The sequence below is a fragment of the Streptomyces spiramyceticus genome (assembly GCF_028807635.1).
GTDB lineage: Bacteria > Actinomycetota > Actinomycetes > Streptomycetales > Streptomycetaceae > Streptomyces > Streptomyces spiramyceticus.
This window is the reverse complement of sequence record NZ_JARBAX010000001.1, coordinates 2,805,811-2,818,843: the sequence shown is the minus strand read 5'-3', so window position 1 is coordinate 2,818,843 and position 13,033 is coordinate 2,805,811. Positions and strand designations below refer to the sequence as shown.

Below are 13,033 nucleotides of genomic sequence, written 5' to 3'. Positions count from 1 at the left end.
GTATGAATCCCCAATGAGGACCGCATGAGCACGTCGGCCCCCACCCCCGTGGCCACCGCCCCGAAGCCCGCCCCCCAGGGAACATCCGGACCACTGGACCGCTTCTTCAAGATCTCCGAGCGGGGCTCCACCGTCGGCCGTGAGATCCGCGGCGGTCTCGCCACTTTCTTCGCGATGGCCTACATCATCGTGCTGAACCCGATCATCCTGGGCAGCGCGAAGGACATGTACGGTCACCAGCTCGACGGCGGCCAGCTGGTCACCGCCACCGTGCTGACCGCGGCGTTCTCCACGCTGCTGATGGGCGTCATCGGCAATGTGCCGATCGCGCTGGCCGCCGGGCTCGGCGTCAACACCGTCGTCGCGCTCCAGCTCGCGCCCCGCATGAGCTGGCCCGACGCGATGGGCATGGTCGTCCTGGCCGGGTTCGTCGTGATGCTGCTCGTCGCGACCGGTCTGCGCGAGCGCGTGATGAGCGCGGTGCCGCTCAGCCTGCGCAAGGGCATCGCGATCGGCATCGGCCTCTTCATCATGCTGATCGGCCTGGTCGACTCCGGTTTCGTCTCCCGCATCCCGGACGCCGCGCACACCACCGTCCCGCTCCAGCTCGGCGGCGACGGCCACCTGGGCGGCTGGCCGGTCCTGGTCTTCGTACTCGGCGTACTGCTCACGCTCGCGCTGATCGTCCGCAAGGTGCCGGGCGCGATCCTCGTCTCGATCGTCGTGATGACGGTCGTCGCGCTGGTCATCAACGCGGTCGCGGACATCCCGGCCGGCGGGTGGGGGCTGACGACGCCCGAGTGGCCCGGCAACCCGGTGGCCTCGCCCGACTTCGGCCTGGTCGGCCAGGTCAGCCTGTTCGGCGGGTTCGAGAAGGTCGGCCTGCTGACCGGTGTCCTCTTCGTCTTCACCGTGCTGCTGTCCTGCTTCTTCGACGCGATGGGGACGATCCTCGGCGTCAGCGACGAGGCCAAGCTGCTGGACGAGAAGGGCAGCCTGCCCTGCGTCAACAAGGTCCTGTTCGTCGACGGCATCGCGGTCGCCGCGGGCGGCGGCACCTCCAGCTCCGCCACCACCTGCTTCGTCGAGTCCACCGCCGGTGTCGGCGAGGGCGCCCGTACGGGCCTCGCGAACATGGTCACCGGTGGCCTCTTCGCCGTCGGCCTCTTCCTGACCCCGCTGGTCACGATGGTGCCTTCGCAGGCCGCCACCCCGGCGCTGCTCGCGGTGGGCTTCCTGATCCTGTCGGGCTCGGTCAAGGACATCGACTGGAGCGACCACACGCTGGCGATCCCGGCGTTCCTGACGATGGTGATGATGCCGTTCACGTACTCGATCACGAATGGCATCGGCATCGGCTTCGTCAGCTTCTGTGTGCTGAGGCTGGCGGCCGGGCGGGGACGCGAGGTGCCGGTGGCGATGTACGCGGTGTCGGCGGTCTTCGCCTTCTACTACCTGATGCCGGCCCTGAATCTCACGTAAGGCCGTAGAACTTCTCTGTTTCGTCGACCGCCGTCTTGAAGCGTTCGTCGAAGTCGTCGCGAATGAGCGTCCGGACCACATAGTCCTGGACGCTCATTCCGCGTTTGGCGGCATGGTCCCGGAGACGGTCGAACAGCTCACCGTCTATCCGCAGGCTGAGCACTGTCGATCCCATGAACAACAGGGTCGCCGGAGTGGGCCCGCCGACGCGTCACTTTCCGGAGCTGACTCACTCGTACGGGTGAGATGCGGCGGGGAGGGTATCCGGCTGGTCTTTAGTGTGGGTAATGACTTAAGCTAACTACATGCCTGACCTGTCGCACGCCGGCAACGCTGCCGCTGTGAACTCCCTGCGCTCCGCCGTCATGCGGCTGGGCCGACGCCTGAAGCATCAGCGCGTCGACGAATCGCTGAGCCCGACCGAGATGTCGGTACTCGGCACCCTCGCCCGATGCGGTTCCGCCACCCCCGGTGAGCTGGCCCGCAAGGAGCATGTGCAGCCGCCCTCGATGACCCGCATCGTGGCGCTGCTCGAAGCCAAGGGGCTGGTCAGGCTGGAGCCGCACCCCGACGACCGCCGGCAGAAGGTGGTCAGCCAGACCGAAACCGCCGAGGCGATGCTCGAAGAGAGCCGCCGCAAGCGCAATGCCTGGCTGGCCGGACTCGCCGAAGGCCTGGACGAGGACGAGTGGGCGAAGCTGCGTGCCGCCGCCCCGGTCCTGGAGAAGCTCGCACACCTCTGACCCAGCAACCCGCGCGCCGCCGAGGAGGCGAACCCTTTTGAGTACGGGACCCGGAGCAGACTCCGCACCCGCACCGACCGCACCTACTTCCATGTTCAGCTCGCTCAAGATCCGTAACTACCGGCTCTTCGCAAGCGGGCAAGTCGTTTCCAACACCGGCACCTGGATGCAGCGCATCGCCCAGGACTGGCTGGTCCTGTCCCTCACCGGATCGGCCTCCGCCGTCGGCATCACCATCGCGCTGCAGTTCCTGCCGATGCTGCTCTTCGGCCTGTACGGCGGCGTACTCGCCGACCGGCTGCGCAAGCGGCCCCTGCTGCTCGCCACCCAGTCCGCCATGGGCATCACCGGCCTGGCGCTGGCGGCCCTCACCCTGACCGGACACGTCGAGGTCTGGCACGTCTACGCCACCGCGTTCCTCACCGGACTCGTCACCGTCGTCGACAACCCGGCCCGGCAGGCCTTCGTCGTCGAGATGGTCGGCCCCAAGGACCTCCAGAACGCGGTCAGCCTCAACTCCGCCAACTTCCAGTCCGCACGCCTCGTCGGCCCCGCCGTCGCCGGTCTGCTGATCACGGCCGTCGGCAGCGGCTACGCGTTCCTGCTCAACGGCCTCTCCTTCCTCGCGCCCGTCCTCGGGCTGCTGATGATGCGTACGTCCGAACTCCACAAGGTCGAGCGCGCGCCGCGCGGCAAGGGCCAGCTGCGGGAAGGCCTGAAGTACGTCTCCGCGCACCCCGAGCTGATCTGGCCCATCGTGCTCGTCGGCTTCATCGGCACCTTCGGCTTCAACTTCCCGATCTGGCTCTCCGCCTTCGTCGACGACGTCTTCCAGGGCGGCGCCGGCATGTACGGCTGGCTCAACACCCTGATGGCCGCCGGATCACTCGCGGGCGCCCTGCTCGCCGCCCGTCGCGGCACGTCGAGGCTGCGACTGCTGGTGGGTGCGGCCGTGGCCTTCGGAATCCTGGAGATCGTGGCGTCTGCGGCCCCGTCCTTCTGGATCTTCGCGGCGCTGCTGGTGCCGATCGGGATGTTCGGCCTGACGGTCAATGTCACGGCCAATTCCAGCGTGCAGATGGCCACGGACCCCGCCATGCGCGGCCGGGTGATGAGCCTGTTCATGATGGTCTTCACGGGCGGTACGCCGCTGGGCGCCCCGCTCTTCGGCTGGATCACCGACACGTACGGCGCCCGGATCGGCTTCGCCGCGGGCGGCATCATCTCCGCCCTGGCAGCCCTCGCCGTGGGCCTGGTACTGGCCCGCGTCGGCGGCCTGCGCCTGAAGGTCGACATGCGCCGCGGCCACCAGCACGTGCGCTTCGTACCGCGCGAACAGCTCGCAACGGCAGCTTGACGGACGGCGGCGACAGATGATCAGCGCGTGCCGGAAACTGGTCGCATGAGACTCTTCGCCGCCGTAATTCCGCCCGACCCGGCCATCGACGAACTCGGCCTCGCCGTCGACCGGCTGCACGCCCTGCCCGGTGCGGACGAACTGCGCTGGACCGGGCGGCCCGGCTGGCACTTCACGCTCGCGTTCATGGGTGAGGTCGACGAGGACCTCATGCCCGATCTGACGCGGCGGCTCGGGCGGGCCGCCGCCCGCCAGGACTCCTTCCCACTGCGCCTCCACGCCGGCGGCCGCTTCGGACAGCGGGCGCTGTGGGTCGGGGCCGCCGGCGGGCTCGACGACATGCGGCGCCTCGCGGAGAGGGCGGACGCGGCGGCCCGGCGGGCCGGGGTGGCGATGGAGGAGCACCGGGCGTACAAGGCGCATCTGACCATCGCCCGGACCCGGCTCGGCACCACCACGGACCTGCGGCCGTACGTCGACGCGCTCGTCGACTTCGAGGGCGCGGCGTGGACGGTGGGGGAGCTCGCTCTCGTACGCAGCAACCTGCCGGGCGGCGGCGTACTCGGAAAAAAGCCCCGCTACGAGACGGTCGCTTCCTGGCCGCTGGGGCACTGACACGGCCCGCAGTCCCGGCCGGTTACGCTCGACACGTGAATCCGAAAATCCGAAACCAGATCATGGCCGGCGTACTCGTGCTGATGTTCGCCGTCGTCGCCGTGGCGGCCGCGGTCGGCGGCTGACCGACCGACCGCAGCCGTCAGAACCACCGGGCGACTACCAGGCGAAGGCCTCCGGAGACGGGCCGGGCCCCGGGAAGATCTCGTCCAGCGAACTCAGCACATCCTCCGCCAGCTCCAGTTCGACCGCCCGCAACGCCGACGCCAGCTGGTCCGCCGTGCGCGGCCCGACGATCGGCCCCGTCACACCGGGCCGGGTCAGCAGCCAGGCCAGCGCCACCTCGCCCGGCGCGAGGCCGTGCTTGTCGAGCAGGTCCTCGTACGCCTGCACCTGCTGCCGTACCTCGGTTCGGGCCAGCGCCGCCGCCGACCGTCCGGCCTGCGAGCGCGCCGCCCCGCCCTCGCGCTCCTTGCGGAGCACGCCGCCGAGCAGCCCGCCGTGCAGCGGCGACCACGGGACGACCCCGAGGCCGTACTCGCGCGCCGCCGGGATGACCTCCATCTCGGCGCGGCGCTCGGCCAGGTTGTACAGACACTGCTCGCTGACCAGGCCGTACGACCCGAGCCGCCGCGCCGTCTCATTGGCGCGTGCGATGTGCCAGCCCGCGAAGTTCGACGACCCGGCGTAGAGGATCTTGCCCTGCTGGATCAGGACGTCGACGGCCTGCCAGATCTCCTCGAACGGTGTGTGTCGATCGACGTGATGGAACTGGTAGATGTCGATGTAGTCGGTCTTCAGCCGCTTGAGGCTGGCGTCGACCGACCGCCGGATGTTGAGGGCCGAGAGCCGGTCGTGGTTGGGCCAGGGAGGCGTGTCGTCCAGCGACATGTTGGCGTACACCTTGGTGGCGAGGACCGTCTTGTCCCGACGGCCGCCGCCCTGCGCGAACCAGGAGCCGATGATCTCCTCGGTGCGCCCCTTGTCGGCGCCCCATCCGTAGGCGTTGGCGGTGTCGAAGTAGTTGACGCCCGCGCCGAGGGCGGCGTCCATGATCGTGTGGCTGTCGGCCTCGTCGGTCTGTGGCCCGAAGTTCATCGTCCCGAGAACGAGCCGGCTGACTTTGAGTCCCGTGCGTCCGAGCTGCGTGTACTTCATGGGAAACAAGCCAACGCCTTCGAGCGCGCTCGAAGCAAGTGACATGGCTGGTCCCGCATTGCCCCGCAGGGGAGTTGACTTTCGTCAGGGGTGCTCGGGGGGTTGCATTGCCTACCGTCGGCTCATGGTCATTCGACGACGTACCGCAGCCGCCATACTCGCGCTCGGCCTGTCTCTGCCGATCGTGCCGATCGCTTCGGCAGGGACGGCGTTGGCAGACGCCCCCGTCCCGAGCGCCTCCGCCGCAGTCACCCAGCAGCTCGAACTGCCGCGTCCCACCGGCCCGTACGCCACCGGCCGCCAGACCCTGCACCTCGTCGACACAAGCCGCCGCGACCCCTGGGTGCCGTCGGCCGGGGCGAGGGAGCTGATGGTCTCGATGTACTACCCGGCCCGCCCCCGGACCGGCGGGGACGTCGCGCCGTACATGACGACGGAAGAAGCCCGGCTGCTGCTGGAGAGCCAGGGTTACGCGGGTGTCTTCCCGCCCGAGCTGCTCAGCGGCACCCGCGCGACCGCGCGTACGGACGCCCGTCCCGTGCCGGGCAGGCATCCGCTGGTCGTGCTGTCGCCCGGGTTCTCGGTGCACCGCGCCACTCTCACGCTCCTCGGCGAGGAGCTGGCCGCGCGCGGTTACGTCGTGGCCCTGATCGACCACGCCTACGAGTCCGTCGGCACGGCCTTCCCCGGCGGGCGCACGCTGACCTGCGTCGCATGCGACACGATCAACGCGCTGCCCAAGGGGGAGAAGAGCAGGGCGGCCCTGGCCGCCGTCGCCAACGGGCGGGCCGCCGACGTCTCCTTCGTCCTCGACCGGCTGACCGGCCGTCAACCAGCCTGGAAGAACGCCGGAATCATCGACCGCAAGCGGATAGGGATTGCCGGGCACTCCATCGGCGGCAACAGCGCCGCCCGCGCCATGGCGTCCGACAGCCGCATACGGGCCGGGGTGAACATGGACGGCACCTTCTTCGCCCCCGTGCCGGCCGACGGCCTCGGCGGCCGCCCGTTCATGATGCTCGGCACCGACGCGGGCCACCGGCCCGACAGCAAGGACACGAGCTGGGGCGAGGGATGGGAGCGCCTGGACGGGTGGAAGCGGTGGCTGACCGTGACCGGTTCCGGTCACTTCACTTTCATTGATTTCCCGGTTCTGGGCGCGCAGTTGGGCCTGTCCCACCCCGACGCTCCGCTGTCCGGGCAGCGGTCGGGCGAGATCACCCGGGACTACGTCGGCGCGTTCTTCGAGCAGCACCTGCGCGGGATCCGGCAGCCGCTGCTGGACGGACCCACGCCCGCCAATCCGGAAGTCAATTTCCAGTTCCGGCGCTGACGCGGCAGCCGTCGCCGGAGTACGGCCCGCCCACGCCCCACGCCACGTGCATCGCGTCGGCGAAAGCCGCCGCCAGCTTGTGCTCGCCGGAGGGGCCGGGGTGGGTGCCGTCGTACGTGTCCTGATGGATGTCGTACGTCGCGTGGGGCGAGACCAGGAGCAGGGGCGAGGCGGCGGTGTCGAGGTTGGCCACCGCCTTCGCCAGCAGCTCGTTGAAGCGGTCGCACTCGGCGGCGAAGGGGGCGTCCGACTCGGCCCTGACGTTGGGTATGACCGGGTGGACCGCGATGCGGACGCGGGGGTTGGCGGCGCGGGCCTCGGCCATGAAGAGTTCAGCGTTGTCGGCGGTCTGCGCCGAGTCGGTGTAGAAGCCGAGGTCTATCAGGCCGAGGGAGACGAGGAGCGTGTCCGCCCGTGTCGAAGCCACCGTCTCCCGGATCAGCGGGGCCATGTGCAGCCAGCCCTCGCCCCAGCCCGCCAGGTGACGGCGGGCGTGCTCGGGGAAGGCCGGGTCGCCGTAGTCGCAGGAGACCGGGGCGTCCGCGAAGGTGTCGTACAACTCGGTACGGGGGCCGGTGATCCCGAACGGGCCGCCGAAAGACGCCGACAGGTGTTGCCACATGCGGTAGCGCCAGGTGAAGTCGCCGGCACGCCCGATGGTCATGGAATCGCCGACGAACAAGAAGCGCATTGCGTCATCATCCCGGATCGGTGCGGTGCTCAACCACGTGATGATGAACACTTGGGCCATGCGTTCGCTTTCGTACGTCGTCGCCCCCGGTGCCGCCGCCCTTGTCCTGCTCGCGGCCGGTACGGCCGTCGCCGACGACGGCTTCACGATCAAGGACCGGAGGATCACCGAATCCAGCGGGCTCGCCGCCAGCCGCATCCACCCGGGCATCTACTGGACGCACAACGACAGCGACGACGGGGCGTACATCTACGCCGTGGACTCCAGGACCGGCGAGACGGTGGCGACCCTCACCATGCGCGGGGTCGGGGCGCCGCGCGACGTGGAGGGCATCTCCATCGGGGCCGACGGGAATGTGTACGTCGGCGACATCGGCGACAACCTCGACGGGAGCTGGAGCCATGTGTGGATCTACCGCTTCCCCGAGCCGAAGAAGCTGGCGGACGCGACCGTCGACGCGACGCAGTTCACCGTCAAGTACGCCGACGGGGCGCGCAACGCCGAGGCGCTGATGGTGCATCCGAAAACCGGCCGGGTCTACATCGCCAGCAAGAACGAGGACGGCGGCGGGCTTTACGAAGGGCCCGCGCAGCTGTCGGCGCGCGGCACGAATGTCTTCCGGCGGATCGACGACGTGCCGTGGGTGACGGACGGGGCGTTCTCGCCGGACGGGGAGGAGCTGACGCTGCGTTCGTACTTCAGCGCCCGTGCGTATGCCTGGAAGGGCGGGCGGCTGGGGGCGGACCGGCGGGTACGGGCTCCTCTCATGGGGCAGGCCGAGTCGGTGACGTACACGGCCGACGGATCGGCGCTGATGTTCGGCTCGGAGGGGGCGGGCAGCAGTGTCGCGAAGGTGGACGTGGACGGGAAGGGACAGGGCGGTGACGAGCCCGGAGGGAAGTCGCCCTCCGAGTCGGGGGGCGGTTCGCCGGGTGCCGACGGCGGAGACGACGGAGACAGCGGAAGCGGCGGCAAGGTCACGCTGGGGCTGGTCGTCCTTGGGGGAGCGTTTGTCGTGTTCGCCGGCCTGAAGCGGCTGCTGCGGCGTTCGTAACGGACGGTGACGTTTCGAGATGCGAGAGTAACCAGGCCCTGGTTCGCTGAATGTGCCCGCTCTCCCTAGCGTCAAGGAGTGACGATGAGCGTTGCAGGCGAAACTGGCGGCCGGTCGCAGCAGATGCGCGAGAAGGCCAGGCAGCTGAACGAGGCCGCGGAGCGCGCGACCGACCCCCAGGAGCGTCAGAAGCTCCAGGAGAAGGCTCGCCGCCTCATGGAGCAGAGTCAGCAGGAGCGCCCGATGGGCACGCAGGAGCAGTTCCCCCCTGAGTAACCCCACCTGGTAGGCGATGGCCCCCGTACCGCGCAGGCGGACCGGGGGCCATCGGCCGTTACAGGGCCCTGGCTACGGACGGAACGGCGGAGTTTCGGCCGTGGCTTGTGCACTGTGGAGAAGGGCCCCGCCGTACCCCCGCCCCTAGCCTCACCCGAACCGGTAACCGGCTCAGGAAAACCGGAACCGGCATCGGAACGGCACGAACGAGGGGCGGCAAGCGTGAACTGGCTCATCCACGACTACCGCGAGAGCGATCTCGCGGCAGTGGTCCACCTGATCGACACCACGGCCGAGCTCGGGCAGGAGTCCGTCTTCTCGCTCGCCGAATGCATCGGAGCGCTCACCTCGCGCCAGCCCGCCGTCGTCGCCGTCCACCAGGGCGTCCCCATCGGTACGGCGCTGGGCTGCGTGGCCGGTGAGCGCGGCTGGGTGATGCGTATCGCCATCTCGTCGGCCTGGCGCGGCCGGGGCCTGGCGAGCGCCCTCCTGGTGGAGCTGGAGCGACGGCTCGTCGCCGCCAGGGTGGGCCGTATCGCCTACGTCCTGCCCGAGGAGGACCTGCTCGGCGAAGGGCTGCTCAACGCGGGCTACACGCGGCAGCCCGCCGTGGCGTACTTCGAGAAGGTCGAACCGCTCCACGGCCCCGCCGCCAGCCTCCTTGAAGACCTCGGCGGACGCTTCCTGCCGAACGACCTGTGGGCGAAGGTCGCAGGCATGGAGGCGGAGAAGGACCTGATCGAGCGGCGCGTCGTACTGCCGCTGGCGGAGCCGGAGCGGGCCGCCAGGCACGGGGTCAGGCCGCCGCGGGCCGTCGCCCTGTTCGGCCCGCCGGGAACGGGAAAGACGACATTCGCCCGGGGCATCGCCTCCAAGCTGGGCTGGCCGTTCGTGGAGCTGCTGCCCTCCCGGCTGGCGGACGAGGGGAACCTCGCGGCGGCACTGCGCAGCGCGTTCGCCCGGATCGCGGAGCTGGAGCGGGTCCTTGTCTTCATCGACGAGGTCGAGGAAATCGCCCCGGTACGCACCGAGCCCGCGCAGCCCGGCGGGATGCACGGAGTGACCAATGAGCTGCTCAAGCTCATACCCGGTTTCCGGGAGCGGGACGAGCGTCTGTTGGTGTGCGCGACCAACTCCGTACGGTCGCTCGATCCGGCGTTCCTGCGCCCCGGCAGGTTCGACTACGTGATCCCGATCGGCACCCCGGACGCGGCGGCGCGGGCCGCGATCTGGTCGCGGTACACGGAGGGCCGGGCGGACGTGGACGTGGCGGTCCTGGTGGAGGCCACGGAACTGTTCACCCCGGCCGACATCGAGCACGCGGCCCGGATCGCCGCGCAGAGCGCGTTCGAGCGGGACCTGGAAGAGGCCGGGGCGTCGTCCGGGCCTGCGGCCGGGCTCAGGGATCAGCGGGAGCTCGGCGCGACCACCAAGGACTACCTGGCAGCCGTCGCCCAGTGCCGGCCGACGGTGACGCCGGCCATGATCGATCAGTTCGGCGCGGACATCACCGCCCACGCGCGGTTCTGAACGGATCGGCCATCGGTGTCAAAATGGGGTGAACCGTAAAGGCTCGGGGATGCCCTCGTAGGAGGCCACGATGGTGGCAGCGTCGCAGAGCGTAGAAGCCCCTCCGCACAGGGACCTGTGGCCGGGGATTGCCGGGATCGTGTCCGCAGCGCTGCTGATTGCCGGACACGTGCTGTGGATGCGTACACCCGACACCGGGGGGCGGGACGCGATCGAGGACGTCGTGACCTTCTATGCGAAGGACAGCAACCAGGGCCTGGCGGAAGCGGCGGCGCTGATGCTGCTCGCGTCGAGCCTGCTGTTCATGTTCTTCCTGGTCGCGCTGGCCCGTCTGGCGGGCAACCGCTCGCACCTCGTGCTGGTGGGCGGAACGGTGTTCGCCGTGTTGATCATGGTCGCGGCCATCGCCGGCAACATGTACGCGATCACGGCCGACGAATCCGACGTGTTCCTCGTAGTCCCGGAGACGGCGCTCATCGCGATCCTGCTGCTGGACGTGTCGTACGGCGCGCTCATCGGGGCGATGGCCGGTGCGGCGGTGCTGCTGTTCGCACTCTGGCGCGTGTCGCGCGATTCGCACGCCCTCTCCGGCGTGCCGGGGTGGCTCGGCTGGTTCGGGTTCGTGGTCGCGATCCTGTCGCTGTCAGGGCCGTTCGGCGCATGGGTCACGCCGCTGCTGATGGCGCTGTGGATGCTGGCGGCGGGCGTGGTGCTGATCATCAAGGCGCGGGAGAGGGAAGAGGCCGAGGCGCAGGCGGGCGTGGCCCCCTCCTGACGCAGCCACCCTTCCTGACGCCGCCACCCCTTCCTGACGCAGCTCTCGCACCGCTCGGCCCTGGCGGGCCTCTCGGGCTTCGACCGGCTGCGGTGGACTCCGTCCACCGGGGACGTGCGCGGCTCGCGGAGTCCCGTGCGCGGGGGTTGCCTGCGGCGCTCTTCGCCCCGTACGCCGTGAGGCCCCGGCATCCCAATGATGCTGTTGGTTTATTCGGGGCCTCGCGTGACGTCGGCCTTCAAGACCTGGTTGTGGTCTTGAAGGCCGACGTTGTCGTTTGGGGTGGGTGCGGATGTCGATGCAGCCGAAGGGGTCTGGGGAGATCCCGGCGGAGACGGTGCGGGTGGCTCGGGCCGCGTTTCCGAAGGGGAGCCTGGCGATCCGGCTGCGGGATGAGCTGGGGCCGCTGTTCACGGACGAGGAGTTCGCTGATCTCTTCCCTGCCCGGGGACGTCCTGCCTGGTCACCGGCCGGGCTGGCGCTGGTGTCGGTGTTGCAGTTCGTGGAGGGGCTGACCGACCGGCAGGCCGCGGAGGCGGTGCGGGCGCGGATCGACGTCAAGTACGCACTCGGCCTGGAACTGGACGATACGGGCTTCGACTTCTCGGTGCTGTCGGAGTTCCGGGACCGGCTGGCCGGGGCGGACGGCGGGCGCCGAGTGCTGGACGGTGTCCTCGCGGCGGCCCGGGAGAAGGGACTGCTCAAGCGTGCGGGCCGGGCCCGCACGGATTCCACGCATGTGCTGTCCTCGGCGCGTGCGCTGTGCTGGCTGGAGATGGTGGCGGAGACTCTGCGGGCGGCGTTGAACGCGCTGGCGCAGGCGGCCCCGGACTGGCTGGCAGGTGTCGCCGAGCCGGACTGGTTCCGGCACTACGCGACCAGGGCGGAGGACAGCCGGTTTCCCGCCGGCCGTGTGAAACGGGACGAGGTGGGGACGCGGATCGGCCGGGACGGGACACGCCTGCTGGCGGCCGTCTTCGCGCCCGGCACCCCCGCCGGGCTGCGCGGGCTCGCCGAGGTGGAAACGCTTCGGCAGGTGTGGGTCCAGAGCTTCCATCACGTGGACGGCGAGGTGAGGCGGCGGGGCCCAAAAGACCGGCCGCCGGGCGCGTTACGCCTGGTCACCCCCTATGACACCGACGCCCGCGGCAGCGTCAAACGCGACACGATGTGGGACGGCTACAAGGTCCACCTCACCGAGACCTGCGAGCCGGACACCCCGAACCTGATCACGAACGTCGCCACGACGACGGCCACCGTCTCCGACCGGACGATGGCCGAGACGATCCACACCCAGCTCGCCGCACGTGACTGCGCCCCGGGCGAGCACTGGGTCGATGCCGGCTATCCCACCGGTGCCGCCCTGGTCAGCGCCCGACGCGAGCACGGCATCGCTCTGCACGGCCCCTTCCAGACCGACAACAGCGCCCAGGCCACCGCGAACAGCGGCTTCGGCCAGGACGCGTTCACCATCGACTGGAACATCAAGCAGGCCGTCTGCCCCGGCGGCAAGACCAGCATCACCTGGAGTGAACGGCTCTCCCAGAAGGGACAGTCCGTGCTGCGGGTGCGGTTCTCCATGCGCGACTGCAGGCCCTGCCCGGTGCGACAGGAGTGCATCAACTCGCCCACCGCGGAACGCCGCGAGCTGCGACTGCGCCATCACGACGAACACCACGCACTCCAGACGGCACGGGCCGAGCAGAAGACCGACGCGTGGAAGGAACGCTACAAGGTCCGGGCGGGGGTCGAGGGCACCATCTCCCAGGGTGTCCAGCGCTGCGACCTGCGCAGATCCCGCTACCGCGGCCTCTCGAAGAGCAGCCTCCAGCACCAGCTCACCGGCGCCGCGATCAACCTCGCCCGCATCGACGCCCACCTCACCGGCCAACCACGAGCCCGCACCCGCACCAGCCACTTCACACGACTTCGCCCCGCCGATCAGACGATCGACGGGGCGAGGAAGCAGCAGAGCCCCGAATAAACCAACAGCATCATCCCAATGCCGGGGCCCACCGA

At 69.8% G+C, this 13,033-nt stretch carries 13 protein-coding genes; 10 read left to right on the top strand and 3 right to left on the bottom strand.

Going from position 1 to position 13,033, the window contains the following annotated elements; genetic code table 11:
• Positions 1 to 24 precede the first annotated feature (24 nt).
• Complete coding sequence (locus PXH83_RS12545; RefSeq protein WP_274559876.1) at positions 25 to 1,482, top strand: NCS2 family permease; 1,458 nt, start codon at positions 25 to 27, stop codon at positions 1,480 to 1,482.
• Here PXH83_RS12545 and PXH83_RS12540 read toward each other — a convergent pair.
• Positions 1,475 to 1,657 carry a ribbon-helix-helix protein, CopG family gene (locus PXH83_RS12540; RefSeq protein WP_214919391.1) on the bottom strand — a complete coding sequence of 61 codons (183 nt, stop codon included), beginning with the start codon at positions 1,655 to 1,657 and terminating at the stop codon, positions 1,475 to 1,477. The genes PXH83_RS12545 and PXH83_RS12540 overlap by 8 nt on opposite strands.
• A 130-nt stretch (positions 1,658 to 1,787) precedes the next feature.
• Between PXH83_RS12540 and PXH83_RS12535 the strand changes: the two genes are divergently transcribed.
• From PXH83_RS12535 to thpR, 3 genes are read left to right on the top strand one after another with little or no spacing between them, the layout of a single operon-like run.
• Entirely contained in the window at positions 1,788 to 2,225 is a 438-nt protein-coding gene (locus PXH83_RS12535) for a MarR family winged helix-turn-helix transcriptional regulator (RefSeq protein WP_274559872.1), read from the top strand.
• Between the two features lie 37 nt (positions 2,226 to 2,262).
• Positions 2,263 to 3,582 carry an MFS transporter gene (locus PXH83_RS12530; RefSeq protein WP_274559870.1) on the top strand — a complete coding sequence of 440 codons (1,320 nt, stop codon included), beginning with the start codon at positions 2,263 to 2,265 and terminating at the stop codon, positions 3,580 to 3,582.
• A gap of 45 nt (positions 3,583 to 3,627) precedes the next feature.
• Positions 3,628 to 4,197 carry an RNA 2',3'-cyclic phosphodiesterase gene (gene thpR / locus PXH83_RS12525; protein ID WP_274559868.1) on the top strand — a complete coding sequence of 190 codons (570 nt, stop codon included), beginning with the start codon at positions 3,628 to 3,630 and terminating at the stop codon, positions 4,195 to 4,197.
• A gap of 159 nt (positions 4,198 to 4,356) precedes the next feature.
• On the opposite strand, the gene PXH83_RS12520 is transcribed toward thpR, so the two are convergent.
• Positions 4,357 to 5,355, bottom strand: a complete 999-nt coding sequence (locus PXH83_RS12520; RefSeq protein ID WP_274559866.1) for an aldo/keto reductase — start codon at positions 5,353 to 5,355, stop codon at positions 4,357 to 4,359.
• Between the two features lie 124 nt (positions 5,356 to 5,479).
• On the opposite strand from PXH83_RS12520, the gene PXH83_RS12515 reads away from it, so the two are divergent.
• Positions 5,480 to 6,688: an alpha/beta hydrolase family protein gene (locus PXH83_RS12515; protein WP_274559864.1), complete on the top strand. Its 1,209-nt coding sequence runs from the start codon at positions 5,480 to 5,482 to the stop codon at positions 6,686 to 6,688.
• Here the strand turns inward: PXH83_RS12515 and PXH83_RS12510 are convergent.
• Positions 6,666 to 7,379: a GDSL-type esterase/lipase family protein gene (locus PXH83_RS12510; protein WP_274559861.1), complete on the bottom strand. Its 714-nt coding sequence runs from the start codon at positions 7,377 to 7,379 to the stop codon at positions 6,666 to 6,668. The two genes, PXH83_RS12515 and PXH83_RS12510, sit on opposite strands and share 23 nt — an antisense overlap.
• Positions 7,380 to 7,437: 58 nt before the next feature.
• Here PXH83_RS12510 and PXH83_RS12505 point away from each other — a divergent pair, with 58 nt between their 5' ends.
• From PXH83_RS12505 to PXH83_RS12485, 5 genes are all read left to right on the top strand, one after another.
• Positions 7,438 to 8,433, top strand: a complete 996-nt coding sequence (locus PXH83_RS12505; protein ID WP_274559859.1) for a WD40 repeat domain-containing protein — start codon at positions 7,438 to 7,440, stop codon at positions 8,431 to 8,433.
• 84 nt (positions 8,434 to 8,517) lie between these two features.
• A complete protein-coding gene (locus PXH83_RS12500; RefSeq protein ID WP_274559857.1) occupies positions 8,518 to 8,709 on the top strand; it encodes a DUF6381 family protein in 192 nt (63 codons plus the stop codon).
• Positions 8,710 to 8,931: 222 nt separating this feature from the next.
• Positions 8,932 to 10,239: an ATP-binding protein gene (locus PXH83_RS12495; RefSeq protein ID WP_274559855.1), complete on the top strand. Its 1,308-nt coding sequence runs from the start codon at positions 8,932 to 8,934 to the stop codon at positions 10,237 to 10,239.
• Between the two features lie 139 nt (positions 10,240 to 10,378).
• A complete protein-coding gene (locus PXH83_RS12490) occupies positions 10,379 to 11,014 on the top strand; it encodes a hypothetical protein (RefSeq protein ID WP_274559853.1) in 636 nt (211 codons plus the stop codon).
• A 292-nt stretch (positions 11,015 to 11,306) separates the two neighbouring features.
• Positions 11,307 to 12,998, top strand: a complete 1,692-nt coding sequence (locus tag PXH83_RS12485; protein ID WP_274559851.1) for an IS1182 family transposase — start codon at positions 11,307 to 11,309, stop codon at positions 12,996 to 12,998.
• Positions 12,999 to 13,033: the final 35 nt, after the last annotated feature.

What these genes read in the sequence shown, in the direction of transcription:
- PXH83_RS12505 (WP_274559859.1), top strand. Translation starts at nt 7,438, where the DNA reads ATGCGTTCGCTTTCGTACGTCGTCGCCCCCGGTGCCGCCGCCCTTGTC.
- PXH83_RS12545 (WP_274559876.1), top strand. Translation starts at nt 25, where the DNA reads ATGAGCACGTCGGCCCCCACCCCCGTGGCCACCGCCCCGAAGCCCGCC.
- PXH83_RS12510 (WP_274559861.1), bottom strand. Translation starts at nt 7,379, where the DNA reads ATGCGCTTCTTGTTCGTCGGCGATTCCATGACCATCGGGCGTGCCGGC.
- PXH83_RS12500 (WP_274559857.1), top strand. Translation starts at nt 8,518, where the DNA reads ATGAGCGTTGCAGGCGAAACTGGCGGCCGGTCGCAGCAGATGCGCGAG.
- PXH83_RS12540 (WP_214919391.1), bottom strand. Translation starts at nt 1,657, where the DNA reads ATGGGATCGACAGTGCTCAGCCTGCGGATAGACGGTGAGCTGTTCGAC.
- PXH83_RS12485 (WP_274559851.1), top strand. Translation starts at nt 11,307, where the DNA reads ATGTCGATGCAGCCGAAGGGGTCTGGGGAGATCCCGGCGGAGACGGTG.
- PXH83_RS12535 (WP_274559872.1), top strand. Translation starts at nt 1,788, where the DNA reads ATGCCTGACCTGTCGCACGCCGGCAACGCTGCCGCTGTGAACTCCCTG.
- thpR (WP_274559868.1), top strand. Translation starts at nt 3,628, where the DNA reads ATGAGACTCTTCGCCGCCGTAATTCCGCCCGACCCGGCCATCGACGAA.
- PXH83_RS12520 (WP_274559866.1), bottom strand. Translation starts at nt 5,355, where the DNA reads ATGAAGTACACGCAGCTCGGACGCACGGGACTCAAAGTCAGCCGGCTC.
- PXH83_RS12515 (WP_274559864.1), top strand. Translation starts at nt 5,480, where the DNA reads ATGGTCATTCGACGACGTACCGCAGCCGCCATACTCGCGCTCGGCCTG.